The 22392-nt window shown below is 57.0% G+C and carries 18 protein-coding genes and 2 pseudogenes; 12 read left to right on the top strand and 8 right to left on the bottom strand.

Features of this window, described 5'->3' with window-relative positions; genetic code table 11:
* Window positions 1-26: 26 nt before the first annotated feature.
* From M1P90_RS30890 to M1P90_RS30875, 4 genes and pseudogenes are all read right to left on the bottom strand, one after another.
* Window positions 27-527 (bottom strand): annotated as a pseudogene (locus M1P90_RS30890) (PHP domain-containing protein); the annotation flags it as partial.
* A gap of 98 nt (window positions 528-625) precedes the next feature.
* On the bottom strand, window positions 626-880 hold the full coding sequence (locus M1P90_RS30885) for a hypothetical protein (RefSeq protein WP_483699595.1): 255 nt from the start codon (window positions 878-880) through the stop codon (window positions 626-628).
* Window positions 877-2043 carry a DNA polymerase Y family protein gene (locus M1P90_RS30880; protein WP_483699594.1) on the bottom strand — a complete coding sequence of 389 codons (1167 nt, stop codon included), beginning with the start codon at window positions 2041-2043 and terminating at the stop codon, window positions 877-879. Before M1P90_RS30880 ends, M1P90_RS30885 begins: the two co-directional genes overlap by 4 nt.
* Window positions 2044-2057: 14 nt before the next feature.
* Window positions 2058-2819 (bottom strand): P-loop NTPase family protein, encoded by a 762-nt coding sequence (locus M1P90_RS30875; RefSeq protein WP_483699593.1) that lies wholly within the window; start codon window positions 2817-2819, stop codon window positions 2058-2060.
* A gap of 723 nt (window positions 2820-3542) precedes the next feature.
* Between M1P90_RS30875 and M1P90_RS30870 the strand changes: the two are divergent.
* The 6 genes and pseudogenes from M1P90_RS30870 to M1P90_RS30845 form a co-directional block, all read left to right on the top strand.
* Window positions 3543-3710: pseudogene (locus M1P90_RS30870) on the top strand (tyrosine-type recombinase/integrase); the annotation flags it as partial.
* Window positions 3711-3896: 186 nt separating this feature from the next.
* Window positions 3897-4988 carry an IS4 family transposase gene (locus M1P90_RS30865; RefSeq protein ID WP_483699168.1) on the top strand — a complete coding sequence of 364 codons (1092 nt, stop codon included), beginning with the start codon at window positions 3897-3899 and terminating at the stop codon, window positions 4986-4988.
* A gap of 349 nt (window positions 4989-5337) precedes the next feature.
* Window positions 5338-5799: a helix-turn-helix domain-containing protein gene (locus tag M1P90_RS30860; RefSeq protein WP_483699592.1), complete on the top strand. Its 462-nt coding sequence runs from the start codon at window positions 5338-5340 to the stop codon at window positions 5797-5799.
* Window positions 5800-5804: 5 nt separating this feature from the next.
* A complete protein-coding gene (locus M1P90_RS30855) occupies window positions 5805-6380 on the top strand; it encodes an IS630 family transposase (protein WP_483699591.1) in 576 nt (191 codons plus the stop codon).
* Between the two features lie 92 nt (window positions 6381-6472).
* Window positions 6473-9040 carry a protein kinase domain-containing protein gene (locus tag M1P90_RS30850; protein WP_483699590.1) on the top strand — a complete coding sequence of 856 codons (2568 nt, stop codon included), beginning with the start codon at window positions 6473-6475 and terminating at the stop codon, window positions 9038-9040.
* Complete coding sequence (locus M1P90_RS30845; protein WP_483704713.1) at window positions 9021-9794, top strand: tetratricopeptide repeat protein; 774 nt, start codon at window positions 9021-9023, stop codon at window positions 9792-9794. The genes M1P90_RS30850 and M1P90_RS30845 overlap by 20 nt, the downstream gene beginning before the upstream one ends.
* Window positions 9795-9989: 195 nt before the next feature.
* On the opposite strand, the gene M1P90_RS30840 is transcribed toward M1P90_RS30845, so the two are convergent.
* On the bottom strand, window positions 9990-10127 hold the full coding sequence (locus M1P90_RS30840; protein WP_483699589.1) for a hypothetical protein: 138 nt from the start codon (window positions 10125-10127) through the stop codon (window positions 9990-9992).
* 39 nt (window positions 10128-10166) lie between these two features.
* Here M1P90_RS30840 and M1P90_RS30835 point away from each other — a divergent pair, with 39 nt between their 5' ends.
* The 4 genes from M1P90_RS30835 to M1P90_RS30820 all read left to right on the top strand — a co-directional run bounded on the left by M1P90_RS30835 (window position 10167) and on the right by M1P90_RS30820 (window position 16181).
* Window positions 10167-13607 (top strand): protein kinase domain-containing protein, encoded by a 3441-nt coding sequence (locus M1P90_RS30835; RefSeq protein WP_483699588.1) that lies wholly within the window; start codon window positions 10167-10169, stop codon window positions 13605-13607.
* Window positions 13604-14242 carry an FHA domain-containing protein gene (locus tag M1P90_RS30830; protein ID WP_483699587.1) on the top strand — a complete coding sequence of 213 codons (639 nt, stop codon included), beginning with the start codon at window positions 13604-13606 and terminating at the stop codon, window positions 14240-14242. The genes M1P90_RS30835 and M1P90_RS30830 overlap by 4 nt, the downstream gene beginning before the upstream one ends.
* Before the next feature lie 150 nt (window positions 14243-14392).
* Entirely contained in the window at window positions 14393-14764 is a 372-nt protein-coding gene (locus M1P90_RS30825) for an FHA domain-containing protein (protein WP_483699586.1), read from the top strand.
* A 1204-nt stretch (window positions 14765-15968) separates the two neighbouring features.
* Entirely contained in the window at window positions 15969-16181 is a 213-nt protein-coding gene (locus tag M1P90_RS30820) for a hypothetical protein (protein WP_483699585.1), read from the top strand.
* Between the two features lie 217 nt (window positions 16182-16398).
* On the opposite strand, the gene M1P90_RS30815 is transcribed toward M1P90_RS30820, so the two are convergent.
* From M1P90_RS30815 to M1P90_RS30805, 3 genes are all read right to left on the bottom strand, one after another.
* On the bottom strand, window positions 16399-16989 hold the full coding sequence (locus M1P90_RS30815) for a hypothetical protein (RefSeq protein ID WP_483699584.1): 591 nt from the start codon (window positions 16987-16989) through the stop codon (window positions 16399-16401).
* A 267-nt stretch (window positions 16990-17256) separates the two neighbouring features.
* Complete coding sequence (locus M1P90_RS30810; RefSeq protein ID WP_483699583.1) at window positions 17257-18915, bottom strand: S1C family serine protease; 1659 nt, start codon at window positions 18913-18915, stop codon at window positions 17257-17259.
* 445 nt (window positions 18916-19360) lie between these two features.
* Window positions 19361-19708, bottom strand: a complete 348-nt coding sequence (locus tag M1P90_RS30805; RefSeq protein WP_483699582.1) for a hypothetical protein — start codon at window positions 19706-19708, stop codon at window positions 19361-19363.
* A gap of 426 nt (window positions 19709-20134) precedes the next feature.
* Here M1P90_RS30805 and M1P90_RS30800 point away from each other — a divergent pair, with 426 nt between their 5' ends.
* Window positions 20135-20416 (top strand): transposase, encoded by a 282-nt coding sequence (locus M1P90_RS30800; protein WP_483699581.1) that lies wholly within the window; start codon window positions 20135-20137, stop codon window positions 20414-20416.
* A gap of 638 nt (window positions 20417-21054) precedes the next feature.
* Window positions 21055-22392 carry a hypothetical protein gene (locus M1P90_RS30795; protein ID WP_483699580.1) on the top strand — a complete coding sequence of 446 codons (1338 nt, stop codon included), beginning with the start codon at window positions 21055-21057 and terminating at the stop codon, window positions 22390-22392.

Raw genomic sequence — 22392 nt, 5'->3', positions numbered from 1 at the left:
TCATCTTTCCGCAGGTGGTGTTGCAGCTCAATCCACGCATGATTCGGCCCGAAGATTGCACGCAGGCGCTTGGCCGCGCGAAACGCTCCTGCCCGATCCCAGCGCAGCAGCGCGCTCGCCACCGGCCCGCGCCGGCAGCCCGACAGGCAAATTAACCCGTCGTGGTGCGCTTCCAACTCGGTCCACAGTAGCGCGGCCTGCCCTTTCGCTGCGCGCATCCGCCCCGCGCTGATCAGCGCACACAGATTGCGCCAGCCACGCGCATCCTCGACCAGCAGGATCAGGTGTGCACCATCCTCCAGCGTCACTTCAGCCCCCAGGATTGGCCGTATGCCGCGTGCTCGCGCCGCCGTCACAAACCGCACCGCGCCATACAGCGCATCGTGGTCGGTCAGCGCCAGCGCCTCCATACCCAGGTCGCCGGCGCGCGTCACCAGCTCCTCGGGCGTCGATGCGCCATCGAGCAGGCTGAAGGCCGAATGGCAGTGCAGCTCGACGTAGTCAATCCTGGACCACGGACTCGACACGATCCTCTTTCCACAATTCGGTGCGTGGTGTCTGCGCTCTGGTTTTGGGTTCTCGGTTTCGGCTTCCCATCCCCCAACCCCTATCCCCCATCCCCTCGCTAGTCATACAGCCGTTGCAACCGCCACTCCCGCGCGCGGACGTCGTGGAAGATCAGCACCAGTAGGCCGCTGCGGGTGGTCAGCTGAAAATACTCGCGCCACACGCGCCGCTGCCACCAGCCCTCGTCCACCCGCCAGCGGTCAAGGACGCGCTCGACCATATGTCGATGCCCATCCCACACAAAGGCCAGCGGCGTCGCCAGCGCATCGCACTCAACCGCAATGGACACTCCATCCGGCCAGAAACGGCTCATCGCCGCTCCAGCCGCACGCGCCGCTCGGGCAGCGCTGCGCCAGGTTCAGCCAGCTCAGCCCGCAGCACGCTCCCCGCGAAGCGATCGCCCAGCCGCTCGGTAATCTCACTGAGCCGCATCACCTGTCCGCCGGCTGGCTCGAACAGCTCCAGCTGCCGGCCTACCTCCGCCCGCAGCCCATCTGCCCGCGCCACGACCGCTTCAACGCCGCATTCCAGCCTCGCCGTATCGAACAGCCCAGTCAGCGCCGCCGTTACTCGCACACCATCACTCGTCGGCTCGGCCAGCCGACGCTCTAGCATAAGCGGCTCGCCATCTTCCCGCTCCAGTGTCAGACCAACCACTCCCACCGACCAGCCGCCCGCCGCCAAGCGCGCGCTCAACCGCTTGGCCAGTTGTGCAACGGCCAGCCCCAGCACGTGGCGGTCGCGCACTGCCCCAGCAAAGCGTCGCCGCACTTCGAGTGCGGGAGCATCCGCTACCGTTCGGATGGGTAGCGCTTCCTGCCCTCGCACCAGCAGGTACAGCCGGCGTCCGTCTGCGCCGAACTGCGCCTGCAAGCCATCCAGCGGTACCCGCGCCACATCACCCGCTGTGCGAAGCCCCAGTCGTTGAAGTCGTTCAGCCAGAGCTGCCTCTACGCCCAGTGCCTCGAGTGGCAGCGGTGCCAGCAGCGCCCGCTCCTGCTCGGCCGGCACCAGCACCGCCGCACCACTCCCCGCGCGCTGCGCCGCTAACCGGGCCACCAGCGGCGTTGTTCCCACGCCCAGTGCGCACGTCAGCCCCAGCTCATCCCCAATCCGCGCTCTCAGCTGGGCCACCAGCGCCATCGCCTGCGCCACCGCCGCCCGCCCCAGGTCGAGCGTCAGCACCAGGTCGGGCGCTGCGCCCACAGCTCCGACCCTCGGGCTGAATGTGCCCAGCAGCACAGCCAGTGCCGTACTTGCCTGTGCCTCCCGCACCGGGTCTGCTGGCAGGTAGCTCGCGTGTGGGCAGCGCACCCGTGCCCGCTGCAGTGCGCTTCCCGCCGCCACGCCCGTCTCGTCCGACGCCGCAACCACCACGGCGCGGCCCTTCTGGATCGTATACAGCACCAGCGCCCGGTCGCGCAGCGTCGCGTCATCCCGCCGCGCCAGCGCAATCAGCAGGTTCGCAATCTGCACACACGCCACCAGACTCACGGCCACTGCCCTTCAGGAAAGCGAATCAGCAACTGGGCGTCGCCGCCCTGTGCGGCCAGCTGATGCTTCAACACCGTTACCCGCGCGTGGCAGCCGGGCGCGCCATACGCCGCATCAACCCACGCCTCGCGCGCCACATGCAGCCGCACGGCCGCAGCATGTGCCACCAGCGAGCCGGTAAAGCCAAGCGAGCGGGTCATCTCGGGGGAATAGGGCAATGGAGTCAGCGCCAGCACCGCGCACGGTGAGCCGCTGAGCACGCTGGGCAACGTCCGCAGCGCTCGCTCCAGGAGCATCGCGTCGGTCGGCACGCTCTGAAGCACCGCCAGGCAATCCACCACCAGTACGCTCAGGCCGCTGCCGGCCAGCGCCAGCACGAGTTCCAGTGCATCAGCCGCAGATTCTGGTCGCACCAGCAGTAGCGTCGCGAGGTCGACGCCGAGGAGGGAGGCGTATTCGGCATCAAAGGTCTTGCTCAGGTCGAGGTAGCCGGCCAGCTCACCACCCGCCTGCGCCTGCGCGAGCACGGTCAGCGCAATGCTGCTCATCCCCGAGGTCGGCGTGCCAAGTAGCTCGGTCAGCCGACCGCGTGGCACACCGCCAATGATGAGCGCCGCATCCAGCTGCGGAAATCCGGTCGCCAGGGCCGCCGGTGGTTGCATTCGCGCCTCCGCCAGCCAGCGCAAGGCACGCGCACCCCAGCGGCGCTGGACCGTGCGGATCAGCTGCTGCAGCGTGGCAGCCTGCGTCTCCTCCATTGCTTGCTCCATCCAACACACAGCCCGGCCAGTCGGCCGCGCTGCCCGCAAGCAAGAGAGAAGATTGAGACGCGGGGGTTTATCCTATAGGAAAGTAGCACATTTGTACGTGACAATACGATGACAGGGGCGGAAATGAGTACACTGCGACCGAGCGTCGCATGCTGGGATATTCCTCTATCTCGTCCGCCGCCGGCCTACGTGTCCGCCCATAATGTCAGGGTCGACCTGCGTGTTCGCCGTCTTTCATTGCAGCGTATTGCATACGTCCGCCCAAAAATCCCTCCCAAAAACCCCTCCAGCTCCGTTTATCATGCAAACACCATAACACCAAACGTCCAATTTGAAGAAAGTTCGAAAAGCATGCGCGCCTTCTTCTCTTCACGTATACCCGCTATATTTCTGTTTCTCATGATCCTCATGTGCACAGATGCTACAACGCATATGCCTGCAGCCGCGCAACAATCCAACGTACCCAACATCACCCAGGCAGTATCGTAGAAAAATCCTTGTGCTGGTCTACACCTCCGCCAATGTCAGCTACGCTGACGCGGGCGGCCAGCAGCAGCGATTGCAGATTGGCTCACGGTTCGGGGCACGGAGACGGGGGCGCTGCTGTGTCCAGTGAACAAAGCTGGCAAGATCATTATCCGGCGGTTGAGTGACCAAGCCGTCCTGGGCGCGTTTCTGTAACGCGCCCAGCAGGCAGCAGTAAAAGACTTTTCGCCGCACGATCTCCGGCGGACTTTTATTAATGATCTGCTCGACGCCGGCGTCGATATTGCCACTGTGCAACGTATGGCTGGCCACGCCAGCTCCGAGACTACCAGCCGCTATGATCACTGTGGCGAAACCACCAAACGCGAGGCACGATCAGGTGGTTTGGAATGAGTGATGTGTGGACAAGCGCATCTGTGAAATTGCTTCTCTCTAATAGCTATTCTAGCTACCCGACAGTTTCAAGAGAGAGGTGATGGTACAGGTTCACCGACGATATCACGAGCGGCAGTTGATCGACATCGCCCTTCTGAGTACAGTGGTGGTGAACACAATCCACCCTGTCCAAGGAGGAACCAGATGTCGATCAACCGTGTGTATCATACAAGCTTGCAGCAGTTGCAGCAATTGCATCCTCATCAGCGCATTACCCGTCTCCGCACCCTAGCCGCCCTGATGGCCGGTATTCTGCTCGCCAAGTCGGTTCACCTCGCCCACATCGCGCTTCGTATTCCCGGCAAGGCCACCGAACGCAGTATCGTGCGTCGGCTCGAACGACTGCTCGACAATCCTGCCCTGCGTGTTCGTCCGCTGTATGAGCCGTTTGCTCGTGCCTGGCTGCTTGCCCAAGCGCGCTCCACTGCTCAGGTCCGTCTGATTATCGATGCCAGCAAGGTCAGCTTCTCGCATCGGCTCGTGATGGTCGCTGTGGCGTTTCGACGCCGCGCCATTCCGATCGCCTGGACTTGGCAGCCGGGCGCGAAAGGTCACTGCTCGGCGCGTGTGCAACTGGCCCTGCTCAGCGTTGTCCGCCAGTTGATGCCGCTCGATGTCCGTGTGACACTGGTCGGTGATAGCGAGTTCGAAGCCTGCGAGGTGCAGGAGCAACTGCAGGCGTGGGGCTGGAGCTACGTGCTGCGCCAGAAACCGAACAATCAGGTGCAAGCGGCCGAAACGCCGGAGTGGCAGGCATTTGGCCAGCAGGTGGAGCAGGCTGGGCAGCATCTCTGGCTGGAAGGCGCGCGGCTGACACGCACACACAAGCGGCAGGTCAATCTGCTGGCAGAGTGGGCAGCCGGCGAAAAGGAAGCGTGGTTGCTGGCGAGCAATCTGCCGACGCGGCGAGCGGTGTTGCAGGCGTATCGGCGCCGGATGTGGATCGAAGAGCTGTTTGGCGATTTAAAGGGGCAGGGCTTTGATCTGGAACGCTCACATCTGCGGCACTTCGCGCGACTGTCGCGGCTGACGCTGGCGGTGGTGCTGGTCTACGACTGGCTGATGACAAGCGGGGCACGGGTGGTCAAGCGTGGGCTGCGCAGTCAGGTTGACCGTCACGACCGGCGCGACCTGAGCATTTTCCAGATCGGTTTTCGCTGGATCTACCGATGCCTGAAGAACGCGCGGCCGTTTGTGATGCAATTCACTCCTATCAGCAGACAAACTGTCGGGTAGCTAGATAGCTATTCTGGGAAACTACGAGCACTAAGCGGGAATATCAGTGGTTCGTTAACCTCCTCAACACCAAACAGATTCTCTGTGAGAGGATGAATTACACAGTTCTCACCCCACAACCTGAGCAACAAGCATTTCATGGACTGGTATTTTTGAGTAGCAATGCCAGTGTTTAATATATCTGAGTAAAGTCAACAGTCGCTACTATCTTGCTTTTTTCATCGTCTTCGGGCACAATACACCATATCATCCTCTCTATATATAGCAATCCTGCGTGAATTATAAACAGTGGTACACTGTGTCTCCAATCACGTATTTGGGTTGAACCAGTAATGGATGGAGCACCGTGATGCATGCGATACCAGACGATTTACACGCTTTTCTCAACGAGCATCGCGACTCACGCGAATATCGACGTGCCCTGGCGGTCAAACTCGCTCTCCAAGACTATCCGTATGCCACGATCTGCGCGATGCTTGACGTGACCCCTGGTTTCATTAGTCAGGTCAAAGCAGCCTATGAAGCGACTGGCGTTGATGGCCTTCGGCTCAAATATCAGGGTGCGCAGCCGTTTCTGACATCTGAGCAACGCCAGGCCGTCATTACCTGGCTGAAAGCCGAGCAATCCTGGTCACTGGAACAGCTCCGCAGCCATATCGAAACCACCTATGCAGTGGTGTACAAATCCAAGCAAAGCTATTACGAATTGTTCGCCGAAGCAGGGATTACGTATAAACGCTCTCACGCTCGCAATCCCAAGCACGATGACGCGCAAGTTGCGGCGAAAAAAAAGCTATTCAGGAACTCTTGAAGCCGTTGGCAGCACAGATCGTGGCCAAAGAGACGATTGTGTTGTACATCGACGAATGCCACCTGAGTGGTGACGATGTGTGCGGCTATGCCTGGGGACCGAGCAACACACGCATCTCGGTTCCAATCCACAATCCGCGTGACCGTCAAACCTACTATGGCGCGCTCGATGCTTATACAGGCGAATTGATTGTGGTGCCACTTCAAGCGGGCACAACTGAATGGACACTAATCTTTGTTGAGTATCTGCGCGAACAATTCGCGCACAAACGGCTGATCCTATGTTGGGATGGCGCGTCCTACCATCGCAGTGTCGAGATGCAAGAATACCTGGAAGGTGTCAATCTCGGACACTCGCGTGAGCACTGGCCAATCACGTGCGTGCAGTTTGCGCCAAACGCGCCGGAACAGAACCCAATCGAGCACGTGTGGCTCCAGGCAAAGGAATATGTGCGCAAACGCTGGTATCGGTGCCAGGAGCACTTTCAGAGCACGATGGAGTTGTTTGAAGAAGCGCTCAACACCATAGTGTTTGACTTCGAGAAGCTCCGAATGTACCTGCCTGATTTACAAGTCTCATAGGATTGCTATAGTATCGCCCACGCCGCACTGCCACTTGCAACGACGTATTCGGTTGGCAGGTGCTGTAGAGCCGCCAATACGGGAATATGGATATGCTGCACCCTACCACACGATTGCAAGAACGCTATCAGATCGTACGCTTGCTTGGTCAAGGTGGTATGGGCGCCGTCTATGAAGCCTTCGATGAACGGTTATTGATGAACGTCGCGCTGAAGCAAACGCTTCAGCACAGTGCCACCCTCGACAGGGCGTTTGAGCGCGAAGCGCAGATGCTTGCCCGATTGCGCCACCCAATGCTGCCGCTCGTGAGCGATTATTTCGCCGAGGCAGATGGCCAATTTTTAGTCATGCAATATATTCCCGGCGATGATCTCGCGACACTCCTGGCGCGCCAGTCGGCGCCTTTTCCATTGATTGATGTGTTGCGTTGGGCCGATCAGCTGCTTGATATTCTCACATATCTGCACACGCACCAGCCGCCAATCATCCACCGCGATATCAAACCCCAGAATCTCAAGCGCACGCCAGATGGCTCAATCGTATTGCTCGATTTTGGCCTTGCGAAAGGCCCTACGGGAAGCGATAGCACAAATGCGATACACAGCCTCTTCGGATACACGCCCCAGTACGCGCCACTTGAACAAATCCACGGCACCGGCACCGATTCGCGCAGCGATCTCTTCGCGCTCGCCGCAACATGCTATCACTTGCTGACGGGAATGGCGCCGATTGACGCGGTGCGCCGTGCAGCCAATGTCGTAGCAGGTCAGTCCGATCCGCTGTTTATAACGAATACTTTGTGGGCAGGAATACCACCTGCCATTGCAGCAGTATTGACACAAGGTCTCGCGCTCGACCCCGCACAACGGCCAGCCAGTGCCGCCGAACTGCGTGTATTACTCCACCAGGCGAGTGTCGCCGAAATCACAGCAGTGGTCGTGCCTGACGCTGCCCAGATCGAAAAAGCGGCTGAGCTGCAAAGACAGCCACAGGAAACGCGACTCCGGCCGAATAATCTGCCTGTTGCATTGACGCCGATCGTTGGACGTGCGGACGAGATACGCCGAGCGATCGAGATGCTCAAACAGGATAGCATTCGGTTGTTGACCTTGACTGGACCGGGAGGCACGGGCAAGACGCGCTTGAGTCTCGAAATCGCTATCAAGGCATCAACTGTAGATGAACCATCATATTGGGCCGATGGCGTATTCTTTGTGTCGCTTGCGCCGGTGCGCGACCCTGCACTCGTTCTTTCAGCGATCGCTCAGGTGCTTGAGGTCCGTGAGAGTGGTGGACAGTCGCTTCGCGATGCGCTGCACGACTTCGTGCGTGAGAAGCGGCTCTTGCTTGTGCTCGACAACTTCGAGCAAATTGTAGCGGCTGGGCCGCAACTGGTTGACTTGCTTGAAGGTGCGCCTCATCTGAAGCTACTGGTCACCAGCCGTGAGATGTTGCGGCTGCGTGGCGAGCATGAACTGCCAGTATCTCCCTTAGTGCAATCCGCAGCTGTGGAGCTTTTTGTACAGCGAGCGCAAGCGGTGCGGTTTGAGTTCAAGCTCGACGCGCAGAACGAACACCTGATCACCGACATCTGTGCGCGATTGGATAGATTGCCGCTGGCAATTGAGCTCGCAGCTGCACGGATTCGCGCTCTCACGCCACAGGCTTTACTGGAGCGCCTAGGCAATCGCCTCAAGCTGCTAACCGGAGGGGCGCGCGATCTACCCACGCGCCAGCAGACGCTCCACAGCACCATCGCTTGGAGCTATGAATTGCTTGATGCTGGCGAGCAACTGCTGTTTCGGCGCTTGAGTGTGTTTATCGGCGGGCGAACACTGGAGGCGGCCGAAGCGGTATGCAACGCAGCCATCGATCTGCCGATCGATGTGCTGGACGGCATACAATCGCTGCTCGATAAGAGCCTGCTTTACCAGCAAGAAGGCGTCAATGGCGAGCCGCGATTTATGATGCTGGAAACAATCTGGGAGTATGCTCAGGAGCAACTTAAGGCGAGCGGTGAGGAAGATGCCCTGCGGCGAGCCCACGCGGAGTATTATCTGTGGCTAGCAGAACAGGCGGAACCCGAACTTCGTGGTGCGAATCAGGCGCTCTGGTTAGCACGATTAGCTGATGAAAGTGATAATGAACGGATAGTATTCAGCTGGCTTGTCCAACGTAAAGCTGTGGAAAAAGGTTTACGATTGTGTATAACATTATCTCGTTTCTGGAGTATATATGGAAAATTGACCGAGGGACGAGAATGGATGCATCTGTTCCTCACAAACTCTACAGAAATCTCTCCTGAATTACATGCGCAGTCGCTTTGCGAAGCCGGTAACTTAGCAACTATTCAAGGTGATTATGAACAGGCACAGCTATCATTGAAAGATTCTCTTACCCTTTATCGCCAACTGAATGATCAGCGTGGAATTGCTCAAGTCCTGAATAATCTTGGTAATTTATCGAAACAATGTGGTGATTATGCTGCAGCTCGTACTTTTCACATGGAAAGCCTCAGTATTAGAAAGATCACAGGCGACCAGTGGGGTATTGGAGCATCTCTTGGCAATTTAGGAAACATTGCACGCCAGCAAGGAGATTTTTCGGTCGCACGAGAATCATATGAAGAATGTATAAAAAATATTTCGTCAACTCAATGACCAAAGAGCAATTGCTACAACGCTGCTAAATCTAGGAGCAATGTGTCAGGATCAAAATAATTATAGTGATGCTCGGTATTTTTACTCAGAAAGCTTAGATATAGCTCGAGCACTTGGAGATAAGTATAATATTAGTTCGATTTTAGATAATATCGGCAATATTTGTGCTGAAGAGGGGGATTTTGAAAAAGCACGTCAATTTCATGATGAAAGCCTTTCCATGCGCCAAGAGATAGGTGACAAAGAGGGCATTTCGACAATTTTCCTTAACAAAGGAATAGCCGCTGTTTGGCAGGGGAATGGACTAGAAGCCATGAAGTTCTGCGAAAAAGCGTTGTCGATACAACGTGCTATTAGTGATCGCTGGGGTATAGCCTATTCACTGCTTTATCTCGCTATGGCGTACCAATTACAGGAGCACTTCCAGCTTGCCGAAGAGTATTTTAAAGAAGGGTTACGTCTCCAGCGCCTATTAGAGGATAAACCATTAATAAGCCTCTCCTTGGATATGCTCGCAAGACAAGCTTTACAATGGGGGGAGGCGAAACGTGCAACACGTCTGGCGTCCGCAGCCGATAGTATACGCATTGCAATTGGAAAATCCATTACACCAATGCAAATACAGGAACATAGTATCTTTATGAATAGCCTTCATTCACAGCTTAGTGACGAGGCTTTCAACACAGCCTGGGCTGAGGGCTGCGCTATGACACTTGAGCAGGCGATCGATTATGCGCTGGGTGGGTCGACGTAAGCACACGGTCGTACACGTCGAGGTCCGCCGAGCCGATGCGAGGAATTGCATCAGCCCGGCGGACCTCGAATTCCTGCATCAGACCTAGCTAGCCAACCCGCTGCGCAACAATCGTCGCAACAAAAGGAGCCGACTCATTCGTGATATTGTCCGTGATGCGGATCGATAGATTGCCTTGCTGGTCGAATGTGCCGATCATTTGCGTGCCATTTGCAAGCGCCTGGGTAATGGCATCCAATAGCCGGGATAGATCTCGGTTGGGATCGTGATCTCATTGAGCGCGATCACCATCAACAGCGGACGAGCGACACGACTGCGTAGACTAAGTTTCATGGCTGCTCTCCTTGGCTACTTAGCAAATACATAAGCAATGTGTGCGATGACTTGGGTATACTTTACATCGCCAGCACGGCTCATACGAGGTCGATAACCTTTGCTCAAGCTGACGAATTCCGGAGTTTGGATTGCCAGGAAGAGAGGGTGAGAAACGACGTGCTCACACCGCACACACGCATCCATGACCGATATCAGATACAACATCTTCTGGGCCAGGGGGGTATGGGAGCGGTCTACGCCGCCTTTGATGAACGGCTCGCCGTGACCGTCGCACTAAAACAAACACTTCAACGAACTCCCGCGCTCGATCGAGGATTTGCACGCGAAGCACACATGCTCGCCCGGCTGCGCCACGTAGCCTTGCCGCTTGTCAGCGATTATTTTGCGGACGCCACTGGCCTCTTCTTGGTCATGCAATATATTCCCGGCGATGACCTAGCAACGTTGCTCGCGCGCCAATCGACACCATTTCCAGTGATGACAGTGGAGCGTTGGGCCGACCAATTACTGGATGTGCTCAGTTATCTCCATGGCCAGGAAACGGCGATCATCCACCGCGATATCAAGCCGCAGAATCTGAAGCTCACTGCGGATGGCATGCTGGTGTTACTCGATTTTGGATTAGCCAAAGACAATCGATCCAATCAGGATGAGACTGCATCTGTCCAGAGTGTATTCGGCTATACGCCTCAATATGCGCCGCTAGAGCAGATTCGTGGTGTCCCAACCGATGCCCGTAGCGATCTGTTTGCATTCGCGGCCACCTGCTATCATCTACTAACTGGAAGCGCACCGATCGATGCGCTGCGCCGTGTGGCCGAAGTTGCGGCGGGACAGCCAGATCCGCTCGTGCCAATCAGCGCTCTCCGAGCCGACGTGCCAGTGGCACTCGCCACGCTTTTGACACAGGCGCTTGCCCTTGAGCCATCGCAGCGGCCATCCAGCGCCGCCGAGCTACGCTTGCGTCTGCACCAGGCGAGTGCCGTCGAGATCACGTTGCACACATCCTCGCCCATCGACGACCAAATCGCTGACTATCTTCGCACCACCCAAACTGCGGCATGGATCGCACCCAATAATCTCCCGGCAACACTCTCACCCATCCTCGGGCGTGCCAAGGCGACACGCGTCGCTCTCGATATGCTCGCGCGCAGCGATCTGCGGTTGCTCACGCTTACCGGGCCGGGCGGCACCGGCAAAACCCGCTTGAGTATCCAGATCGCAGCCGAGCTACTAGAAAGCGAAGCTGCGCACACCTATAAGGATGGCGTGTTTTTTGTGTCGCTCGCGCCAATCCGCGAGCCGGAATTGGTGCTTTCGGCGATCGCGCAGGTATTGGAAGTGCGTGAGCGCAGCTCTCAACCACTACGTGAGTCGCTCCAGCAGTTTCTGCGCGAAAAACAGATGCTACTCCTGCTCGATAATTTCGAACAAGTGATAGCCGCTGGACCGCACCTGGTTGAACTGCTCGAGGCGGCACCGCAGCTCAAGCTGCTGGTGACCAGCCGCGAAAGCCTTCGGTTGCGTGGTGAATATGAACTTCCAATAGCACCGCTGCCACACGCTGCAGCGTTCGAACTGTTTGTGCAGCGCGCGCAGGCGGCACGGGCGGATTTTCAAGCCACCGCACAGAACGAAGCGGCCATCGCCGCAATCTGCACGCGACTGGACGGATTACCACTGGCGATCGAGCTTGCGGCGGCGCGGGTTCGCGTGCTGACACCACAAGCACTCCTCGACCGTTTGAGCAACCGGCTCAAGCTGCTGACGGGAGGTGCGCGTGATTTGCCAACTCGTCAGCAGACACTTCGGGGCGCGATTGATTGGAGCTACGAGCTACTCAGCGCCGACGAACAACTCCTGTTTCGTCGCCTGAGTGTCTTTCTTGGCGGTCGAACGCTCGCATCTGTCGAGGCGGTGTGCAATGTGAACGGCGACCTGCCGATCGACATCCTGGATGGTATTCAATCACTCAACGACAAAAGCTTGGTGTATCGCGTGGCGCATGATGAGGATGAGCCGCGCTACCTGATGCTGGAGATCATTTGGGAGTATGCGCAGGAACGCCTCCGAGATAGCGGCGAAGAACAGGTGCTACGACAAGCGCATGCGCAATACTACGTCGCATTTGCTGAACAAGCCCGGCCACACCTGTCCGGACCCGATCAGCGCCGATGGCTCGCGCTCGTAGATACGGAGCTGGCGAATGTGCGCGCGGCGCTTCAATGGGCTGAGCAAACACGGCAACCTGATATTGGCGTTCCGCTTATTGTATGGCTGCTCCGATTTTGGGGAGCGCGTGGGTACTTGAGCGAAGCGCGGAGCTGGCTCGAAGGATTTTTGGCATATCAGGACACGCTGTCTTTGAAGTGGCGCATCAAACTGCTGAATACACTCGGGCGCAGTGCGTATGACCTCAGCGATTATCAACACGGAATTGCCTGGGAAGAGCGCGCGCTTGAATTAGCGCGCCAATCTGACGATCGGGAAGAACGTGCATCCGCGCTGAACACCCTTGGATGTATTGCGCGCGCTCAAGGCCAGCCGACTCAGGCGCAAACCCTTTTCCAAAATGCGCTCGATCTCTGGCAAGAAACACATGATGCGTATGGAATTGCGACTGGGCTTCTAAACCTGGGCATCGCCCTCAAAGATCTCGAGGAATATTCACAAGCAATTGCGACGCTCGAAGAAAGCCTCCAGCGTTACCGCACATTGGGCGATGATCGAAGTATCGCACTTGCCCTCGATCACCTAGCCGCAGCGGCCCGCAGCCAGCGCATGTATTTATATGCTGAGACATTACAAGAAGAATGCCTGGCACTGCGGCAAGCGATCGGCGACAAGCGTGGCGTCGCGGCTTCGCTCGTCGATATTGGGAATGGCCTGCTTGAGCAAGGTGAGGTGGAGCGTGCACGCTCTTTTTATGAGCGAAGCCTTACGCTGTTCAAAGAGATCGGCGAAGCATGGGGCGAAGCTGTGGTGCTCGATAATTTGGGCATGGCCTGGCGCTACTCTGGAGACTATCTACGCGCGTATTCGTTTCACGCTGAAGCACTGAAACTGCGCGAGGCACTTGGCGATCGCCGCGGGCTCGCAATGACGCATGAGAATCTCGGTATCGTAGAGCTTGCGCAGGGAAAGCTGCAGGTTGCATATGCTCATTTTGCCCAAAGTCTCGCACTGTGGCAGGATACCAAAAACACAACCGGCATATGCGAAGTGCTCGAGGGGTTTGCCGACCTTGCTCACGCCCTCGGGCAACCCATACGCGCAACACAGCTTGCAAGCGCAGCAGCGGCGCTGCGTGAGGTCAATCGCATTCCTTTGACGCCGATTGATCAGCCACTTTGCCAGCAGTTGATTGAAACCATTCAGGAGCGCGTGAGCAGCGCGGCATTTCACGCCGCCTGGGACGAGGGGCAGACTATGACGCTTGATCAAGCAATTGCATGTGCGCTGGAGGCAACCCCATGAGCACGAGTATTCATCTTCCACCGGGACGTCTGATCGCAATAGCCGAGCATACGACGGAGGTGCAGCCGGCCGACTTTGTGCTCGAGAGCGATATCTGCACCATCGGCCGCTCGCCGATCTGTCAGATCATCGTACAGCGCCAACTTGTTTCACGGCTTCATGCGCGGATTGAACGCGCAGGCCCACGCTATTTCCTGCACGACGCCGGCAGCGCCAATGGCACGTTCGTCAATGGGCGCAAGCTAGCTGAGCCCCACTTGTTAGGCGATCGAGACACGATCGGTCTTGGCGCCCCTGCGCCCCTGCTGCGCTTTCTTGACGCAGACCCGACGTTTGTGCCAACAAGCCGCCTACGCTATGACGAGCGGACGATGCTGTTTTTCCTCGGTGCACAACCGCTCGAACTTCCTCCAACACAGTTTCGCTTGCTCCATCACCTGTATCAACACACTGGCGACATCTGTCAACGCGAAAGCTGTGCGCAAGCGATTTGGGGACGCGACTATGATCCTGGAATGGACGCCGATGCGCTCGACCGGATCGTGACGAATCTGCGCAGCCAGATCCGCCAGATTGATCCAACCGCCGATCTGATCAAAACGCGTCGTGGTGTTGGCTATGAGCTCACGCTCTAGTTTCGGCGAACCTCCTGAAATTGTCAGCTTTCTGGGAGGTTGTACCGCTTCCCGTGTTTTCTTTCGCGCGCTACACTTCTTCGGGGCACTTTATCGCCAGCCGCAGCGTGGCGGCGAGCTCATCCAGCCCCGGATAGGAATGTTGCGACGATGTCGAGCTATCGCACAAACTGCGCGCGCCTTGTTGCGCTCGAACCAGATATTCAGCCAAACGAGTTTGTCCTCACGACGGACACATGCACAATCGGCCGCTCTCCACTCTGCCAGATTATTATCCGCCGCGCAATTGTTTCACGGCTGCACGCATGTATAGAAGTACACGAATACGGATTTTTAATTATTGATACGAGTAGCACCAATGGCACTTTTCTCAATGGCCGCCGTATTACTCAGTCGCACATACTCCACGATCATGACCTGATCGGGATAGGGGGGGACGGCGCAGTGCTTCAATTTCGCACTGCTGGCTCAAGCACCGCGATATCGCTCTACCCGTCAAGCGATGTGCCAGCAGAATGCTGATGGCTGATCGGACGACGTCGCCTACGCAGACTTAATTCACGAACGCTAGCAATACACGGCATTTATGCGCACAGCCGATAACGAGCGTGGCACTTTACAGTGTCGCGCCCGTTATCGGGTATCTTGATTGCTAGTGCACAATCAAGAGACAGATGCGCAAATAGCAGGATGAGACTCGCGGGAACAAGCAAAGATCGCACACACGCGCTAATCAACCTCGTCGGCACTCAGCACTCGATTGGCCTCCAAAAACACGGCGCTTGCCGTGAACGCATTTCGGTTCGCTCGGATTGAGCCACGGGCTCTTACTTGGCAAGAAGCACATCACAATACGCACACCGCACATCTGCCCGGCCTTGACTTGGCGATTATGCGTCCGCACTCACGTCCTGACTTCTTTACGAGTGTGCCACATGGCGCGTCCCAGATCAGCAACCACGCCGTCTTGCCTTCGGCTATCAGTTTGACGCTGCCCCAGGCGAGAAACTATATTGTCAGCTTGCTCAGCCCGTTCAACGTCCTAACGGCAGGAAACTGCTGAACGACCGCATCGAGCAATCGTATCATCGCTATTTTCTAATGCTGCACCTTATCTGTTGTTCGATCCTCGGTTGATTGTCGCTTGCCCACCTATTCTTATCCGCGCCTGCCGTTCCACCGCGCCTTTTTGGTATTTGAATATAGCCCCGCTTTCCACACTCCTACATACTTGCCTGCATCCGTTGATGTTCGTGCCGATAAGTTTTGCTGATTCCTCGGCAATCGTTGCGTTTGGCGCACAACGGAGACGCCGTCTTCTGACGCTCACGCTCTTTGGTGATCCACTTGTTTCTCTTCCTTCGTTCATGCCACGATCTGGCAGTCTGAGTTGTTTTTCGAAGGAGAAACAATGACTGCTCTATTCAAGCACGAAAACATCATCAAAATCGCCGGTGGTCTGGGTGTCGCATCCGAATTGCGCCTACAACCAAGGACAACTCAGTAGCCACGCTGATCATCTACACGAACTGCATCCTGCGGAATGATGAGGGCTCGACGCGTCAGGAGAATAAGCGGTAACGAATAATACCAAATCCGCTTGATCGCTTGAGTTTTCGATGGAGCACATTCCGCTTTAGTAAGCGATCATGTACGCTCGCAAATACCAGTGATCAACGAGATTTAGTATAATAGGCTGGGTAGAAAGATCGGGGTGCAGAGCTGCATGGCCTACCCGACCTGGGAAGCCAAGCAGACTGGTGCAACGCGCTCTAGCGCCGAGATCATCGCGCAGACGCTCAATTATTATGGCAAGAATAACGATGCTGAAGCGCTTGCCGTTGCGTTATCGTCGATTCGATTCACCTGTCGCACAACTAATCAAGCCAGTCGGTCAACCCAGTGTGAAAGTCAGGACAAGCTAAGGCGCCCGCGCTAAGAAAGCTGAGGCCGCTGCAGTATAAACGCCAACGAGCAAGTGGCGACGAGGTAAATTGCCTCGTCGCCACTTTTATGTTTGCCCCACAAACTTATTCTTGCAACTGTATCTCCAACCGCGCCTCACACATCACCACAGTTCAATTGCGCTGGATGCCGTACCAAGCGCAGAAAGCTTAACAAGCCCGCCTGAAGATACTCCAAAGCAGATATTCAGTTTAAAAGCGCCGCGCGTTGATGCTTATTGAGAATGGGTTGCTCAGCGAGGTAATATTGCCGCTCACATTGATAATCGCCTGCTGGGCATTGATGCTCCCACTCATTCTGGTTCCATTCGCCATTGCTTGTGAAAACGGCATCCAGATACCCGGCGCGATTTCAGTCGGTACAGTAATGAGGTTTGCGCCCAATCCCTGTGGAACGAAGTTATTGACAAGCGAACCTGAAAACTGCGTGCTATTGAGCATCGAATAGCGCCAGTATTGCGCCAGGAATGTGTATGGGCGCGCAGAATAGATGCTAGCTTCGCCATAGGCATTGCGTAATGGATACGACTGAATTGCGAGGTTGAAAGGGTTGGTTTCGCGAAGCCCGCGGTATACCAGTGGCGTTTCGACATAGATAACGACATTGGTGCGGAAGGCGTATGTTCCAGCGTACTGGCCGTATACATTGACAAGCCGAACAGTGGTCGTCATCGTGCCATAGTAGCGTGCAAGCGTAGCGGCGGCGGCTGATTTGGGCGCGGGTGCAACGGTCGCCAGAAGCGCGATCAGGACTGTCAGGCAGAACAGGGCGAGCTTTTTCATCCATTCCTCCTTGATGCTGTTCTCTATTGAGTGGTTCGTTCGATGGCCTTAGTGTCGCATAAGGAGGCCTTCGATACCACGCCGTTTGGCTGATTATTCGCTGACGAAAAAGTCCAGCAGGTATGGCACTGCCGGCCTGGGCGCGTGGGCGGGGCGTGCTGGAGGACGTGGTAGAGAGAGCAAAGTGCTGGCAGGGCACACACTGGGTGTGCCACGCCCGGCGAAGCCGAGCGTGGCACACGAGAACCGGAATGAGCAGGTTGAGGGCTATTTGGGCAGATACAACGCCAGGTTGTCGAACGACGCGCCCGCGGCGCCATCAAAATTCTCAACATACAGCGCCGGTACACCCGTTGCCACCCGGCTGTCGGTGAAGCTGGCCACGAGCTTGCCATTGATCAGCAGCTTAATCTGCTGGCCTGCCGTCTGCAGCGCAACGCGATTGACCTGCCCTGCCTGAATGGCATCCGATGTCGTCGCATCGGCTAATGTTGTCAACTGATTATTGACCGTGACAAAGCAGCCATACTGATTGCCGCCATCGATCCAGCAGGCAATGTAGCTGTTACCCTGCTGGTTTTTGCTATGGCGCAGCGCCACGCCAGCGCGAGCATTCCCGTGGATCAGTACATCAACGGCCACTGCACTGTTTGGGATGTTTTGGTCAATGTGCAACGCGCTCAGCACATAGGCCGATGACCGTTTCAGGATAATGGTATATGCGCCATTGCTAAGCGTTTCCTGCAAACCCGCGCTGTTATTTGTGTCCCATCCCGAACTGTTGGTGCTGAAGTCATCGCTAAAGTCTGCCTGCGGCGCGGGTGTAGGCGCGGGAATCTGCTGCGGGTTGATTTCATCGGTCTGCTCAGGTGCGCCAAGTGCGACCTCGCCGTTAAACAGCCACTCTTTCTTCTGGTCGGTGTAGAATAGCTTGACTTTCAGCTGGTCGCCATCACCGTGCGAACGCAGGATCTTGCACACGTCGGCCATCGAGTTGACATTCGAGCCCTCCAGGGCCAGCAGCAACGATGCTGGGAGGATTCCCGCTTTGGCTGCCGGGCTGCCGCTATCGACGCCAGCGACTACCATTCCCTGCTCGGTGCCGAAATAGTTCTTATAGGTATTAGGCACCAGGTTGAGCCCCAGCCACTGCTGATTGCTTCCACTCCGCAGGCGCTCAATAACGCTTTTGGCTGCATCAATGCTAATGGCGAAATTGATATTACTGACTCGGTCGCTATGAATTCCCAGCGAGTTGATACCCACCACTTCGCCGTACTGGTTGATCAGCGGGCCACCCGAGTTACCGGGGTTAATCGTGGCGTCGGTCTGGATGAGGCTTTGATACTGATCCAGCTCCACATCGTGCTTCGACACGGCCCCTTGTGTAAACGATGGTTCGATGCCAACCTGATCGCCCAGCGGATAGCCCATGGCATATACTTGCTCACCAACTTCCAGGGTGCCGCTGCGCCCAAGCGTTGCCGGCGTTAAGCCATCCACATTGTCGACTTTCAGAACAGCCAGGTCGTCGCAACTGCTACGGCCTACAACACGCGCTGGTCGTTGCTGCGAGGAACCCGCTGCTGCCACAGTTACCGCCGAGGCACCCTCTACCACATGCGCGTTTGTGACAATATACCCATCGGCGGTGATCATAATACCAGTGCCGGAACCATACCCCGCATCACTCACCGCTGTTTCTGGAAAATCAGCCCGCACCATCACTGTCGAAGAGCGCAGCAGCGCAGCGATTTCTTTAGGCGCGCGGATTGGCGTAGGCGAAGGTCGGTCGCCCCCTGGATGCGTGTTGGTTTCCGTGGTAGATGGCGGGGGAGTAGGGTTCTCACCCGCGTTCAGCGAGCCACAGGCGTTGAGTACAGTAGCGAGCAAAGCGAACAACAGGACCAAGCGTACGCGTTTCATTAGATGGCTCCTTTGTTTGTTATATGGGTCGAAGTACGATTGAAGCCATCATAGTCTTGAGCGGCCTGATTTTTGAGGTCACGAAGCTTTGGTTTTCCTGAAGAAATCCGGAGGATGCATTCGGTACGTCAATCACCAGTCCAGGGGTTTTCTTTCGCTGGTAGGGTGAGCTTCTTTTTGCGTGCTCAGGATGCAAGTCGTGATACACTTAGCGCAGCCATTGATACGCCTATTGTTGTGTAATGCTACACACTTATAGCAATGTCAGACGTACCGCCAAAAGAAAGTTCGGCGATACACCAGCGCAACAACAAATGCCAGAGCGCTGCTAGAATTACTCAGGCGCATTTCCTTCCTTTCGCCTGCCCATTTGCAGCAAAACCCTGCCAGATCAATACTTTGATCTGGCAGGGTTTTGCTGTGTACGACGCCGTGGGTCTGTCTCTTAACGTGGATAACCAAGACTATCGACAGCATTTCCTGCTGCATCGTGTCCATAACCAGCGACCAGGTCTGAAGTCCGGTCGTAGATAACACCCGAAGCACTACTGAAATGCGGCACAATTGTGTCAGCGGCATGACCAATTGCTGTATCGCTGAGGTGATCTGTTGCGGCATCCGCTGCATGATCCGCCACACTATGCAGTAGATGACCACCAACATCCAATGTTACCACTAACAGCACCACCCGCGTAATATTCCGAGCTGTTCGGGCGGTCTCTTTATCACCTGTCACTGCTTCTACTACTCCTCCAACCAGCCGACTAATGAAAAACGATTGTCCAAAAGGCATGCTATCCTCCTTGAGTGATGATACGCCGCAATCGCGCGACGTATGTATTCAGTAGGAATAGCATAGTCCACGTGCATCCAAAACGCTCGCTTGTCTATCTCCGAAATGGCTGACAGAATAGGGAGGTATCAATCTTGGAAAGGTATAGTTTATTGCACCTATACAACGCATGTAAAATAAATCAGCAGTGCGTGAGAGACTGCACAAATAGGGTGTGTAAATGGTGAGGTTTTCAACTAGCCAGATGAGCGCATCTAGCAGGAGTTTGTGAGCGCCGCCAAATCTTAACGACTTCTTCGGCAAAGCGGTCGAGCTTGAGTTATGTGAGCTGGAAGGACCGGAAGATGTTCGCGGAGATCTGCGGGCGATCTATCAAGCACCGACGCGCGAGGCGACCGAAAGCCGACTGCTGGAGGTCTCCGAACAGTGGAACAGCAACTATCCGGTGGCGTTGCGGTGTGGGAAACAGATAGGGAAGACCTGGCCACGATGTTTGAGTATGGGCCGGAAATCCGACGGTTGATCTACACGACGAATACAATTGAGGTGTACAACTGGCAACTGCGCAAGGTCACGAAAACCAAAGGCTCATTTCCGAGCGCGGAGGCGGGGCGCAAGCTGCTGTTTTTGGTGACGAGTGAAATTACACGAAAATGGACGATCCCGCCGCAAGATTGGGCGCGGCGCGTATCCGCAATCAGCTCGTAATCCGTTTCGCCGGGCGCTTTCCGACCGAGTAAACCACCGGAGTGCCATTTCCACACTCCTTGACAGACTCCGATCAGGTCGTATGTACCAGTCGTGCGCAAATGATGAAAATGCGCTGACTTCGACGCGGCCCAACACGGCGGTGTAGTTGACCGCTTCGCGCGCACGATCGCCCGTTTGCCGAGAGACACCGAAACAACTGAGCGCTAATCCGTTGGGCCGTCATTATCGCTTCTTGCCATCTGTTTACGAGTTGCTGTCCTAATCACCCTTGTCTTTGAGGCCATCGGCTCAGTACGCCAGAGATACCACTGCGACTGACTGCTCCGCGATGGGACGGCGAGAGCGCACGGTGCCAAGTTCCGCTCAACCCAGTGACCGTATCATGTTTGAGCCTGGCTCAACGCCATAAGTCCTAGACAGACGCCACCCATGTGCAGAGGGCTATCTGGGACATACGGGTCTCTGGTATTCGCACCCTGAACATGCTACTATCCAGACGGTCGCCAGAATGTCTGGCTGTACCCACTACCCGAATTGCATATTCCTGAGCAGGGGCAGTTGAGCCCGTTGCGTGGCGCGAGGTCGTACGACGCTCGTCCAACGCGACGGGCTTTTTATGTTGGTCGATCACACGTATGAGCATTGCTGGCTACCGAATCAACCTGGACGCGCTGCTGGCACGGATCATCTATCGCTGGAGCGGGCGCTCGCTCGCTGTCGTCATTATCGTCAGCATCAGCGCCGGTCTTGCCAGCGGTCTGATCCCGCCGTTCTGGCGCGAGCGCGCGACAATTGCAATCGTCGCAGTGCCAGGAGCGCGCGTGTGGGTCGACGATCGCAGCTGGCCACATCCAGTCTATGCTGGCCCGCATGCCCTACGCGCCACCATGCCCGATGGCCGAACCGCGTGGGCCGACCTCACCCTGCATGCCAGCCAGGCGCTGACCATCACCCTTCCCACCGGCCTGGCTGAGCCGCGCGAGCGGTTCGTGCCTCCGGCGGCGCCCGGCAGCCATATTGCGCAGGTGTGGTGGGCCGACGGCGCATGGCGCGTCCAGAGCGTTCTGAACCCATCGCCTGCGGCAGAGCACACCACCGCCCAGCCGCTCGAGGGAACGCCCTCGCCGCAGCCCGGCCAGATCGTGGCCGTAAGCGTACAGGGCGTGGAGCGACTGCCCACGCTCGACGCCTACGCCGGTCTGGCCGATCAGGTGCATGTCCATACCCAGCTCATCGAGGCCGTGTACCGCCCGAATGCCGCCCTGGACTTCACTGACCGATCCACTGGCACGATTGAGGTGCGTGGCTGGGGCGCACCCTGGACGCTCCCAATCTCCGCGCCACTCGCGCTGCTGCGGTTCGCACCCGATGGCTCCAGCCTGCTGGAGGCTGAGCTGCTCGCATCTGGCGGGCAGCAGGTGTATCTCATGAGCAAAGCCAAGATACGCACACCGGTGGTGGCGGTGCCGGGGCAGATTGTGCGGCTTTCCTGGCGGCCAGATAGCAGCGCGGTGGTCATCCACAGCCTCCAGGACGAACGGCTGACCCTGACACTCCTGCGGCTTGCGCCGACGGTGCTTGCCGCGGCGATCGCGGATCTTCCGCGTGCATCCTACGCCGGAGCGATTGTGCCGTTGACTTGGGACGCGGGTGGGCTTCTGTGGCTCGCGCCTGATCCGGACGGAGTCTCGTTCCTCTGGAGCGCGCCACTCAGTTCGCTCATTCCCGAGCGGCAACGAGCGCTTGAAGGCCGGGCGTTGACGCGCCTCGCCGATGGCTCGCTGCGCGTACTGACCATTCGGAATGACCGAGTCATCATCGGGCGCTACCAGGATGATATCTTCATTGGGGAGGCCACGCTGCCGCGCTTGCCAGTCGCACCGGATCTGGTGGGCCTGTGGCAGGGCAGCGAACTGCTGCTCCAGAGCGGCGAGCAGGCCTGGCTGCTCGACCTGCCAGAAGGGGAGAGGTAA

It is taken from the genome of Kouleothrix sp. 19917 (genome assembly GCF_057073505.1).
The sequence above is the reverse complement of the archived record's forward strand: the minus strand, read 5'-3'. Positions and strand labels throughout refer to the sequence as shown.

Bases quoted from the DNA above. Each gene is read 5' to 3' on its own strand.
- M1P90_RS30885 (WP_483699595.1), bottom strand. From the start codon at position 880: ATGAGCCGTTTCTGGCCGGATGGAGTGTCCATTGCGGTTGAGTGCGAT.
- M1P90_RS30875 (WP_483699593.1), bottom strand. From the start codon at position 2,819: ATGGAGGAGACGCAGGCTGCCACGCTGCAGCAGCTGATCCGCACGGTC.
- M1P90_RS30865 (WP_483699168.1), top strand. From the start codon at position 3,897: ATGTCGATCAACCGTGTGTATCATACAAGCTTGCAGCAGTTGCAGCAA.
- M1P90_RS30860 (WP_483699592.1), top strand. From the start codon at position 5,338: ATGCATGCGATACCAGACGATTTACACGCTTTTCTCAACGAGCATCGC.
- M1P90_RS30850 (WP_483699590.1), top strand. From the start codon at position 6,473: ATGCTGCACCCTACCACACGATTGCAAGAACGCTATCAGATCGTACGC.
- M1P90_RS30840 (WP_483699589.1), bottom strand. From the start codon at position 10,127: ATGAAACTTAGTCTACGCAGTCGTGTCGCTCGTCCGCTGTTGATGGTG.
- M1P90_RS30830 (WP_483699587.1), top strand. From the start codon at position 13,604: ATGAGCACGAGTATTCATCTTCCACCGGGACGTCTGATCGCAATAGCC.
- M1P90_RS30825 (WP_483699586.1), top strand. From the start codon at position 14,393: ATGTCGAGCTATCGCACAAACTGCGCGCGCCTTGTTGCGCTCGAACCA.
- M1P90_RS30820 (WP_483699585.1), top strand. From the start codon at position 15,969: ATGGCCTACCCGACCTGGGAAGCCAAGCAGACTGGTGCAACGCGCTCT.
- M1P90_RS30815 (WP_483699584.1), bottom strand. From the start codon at position 16,989: ATGAAAAAGCTCGCCCTGTTCTGCCTGACAGTCCTGATCGCGCTTCTG.
- M1P90_RS30810 (WP_483699583.1), bottom strand. From the start codon at position 18,915: ATGAAACGCGTACGCTTGGTCCTGTTGTTCGCTTTGCTCGCTACTGTA.
- M1P90_RS30805 (WP_483699582.1), bottom strand. From the start codon at position 19,708: ATGCCTTTTGGACAATCGTTTTTCATTAGTCGGCTGGTTGGAGGAGTA.
- M1P90_RS30795 (WP_483699580.1), top strand. From the start codon at position 21,055: ATGAGCATTGCTGGCTACCGAATCAACCTGGACGCGCTGCTGGCACGG.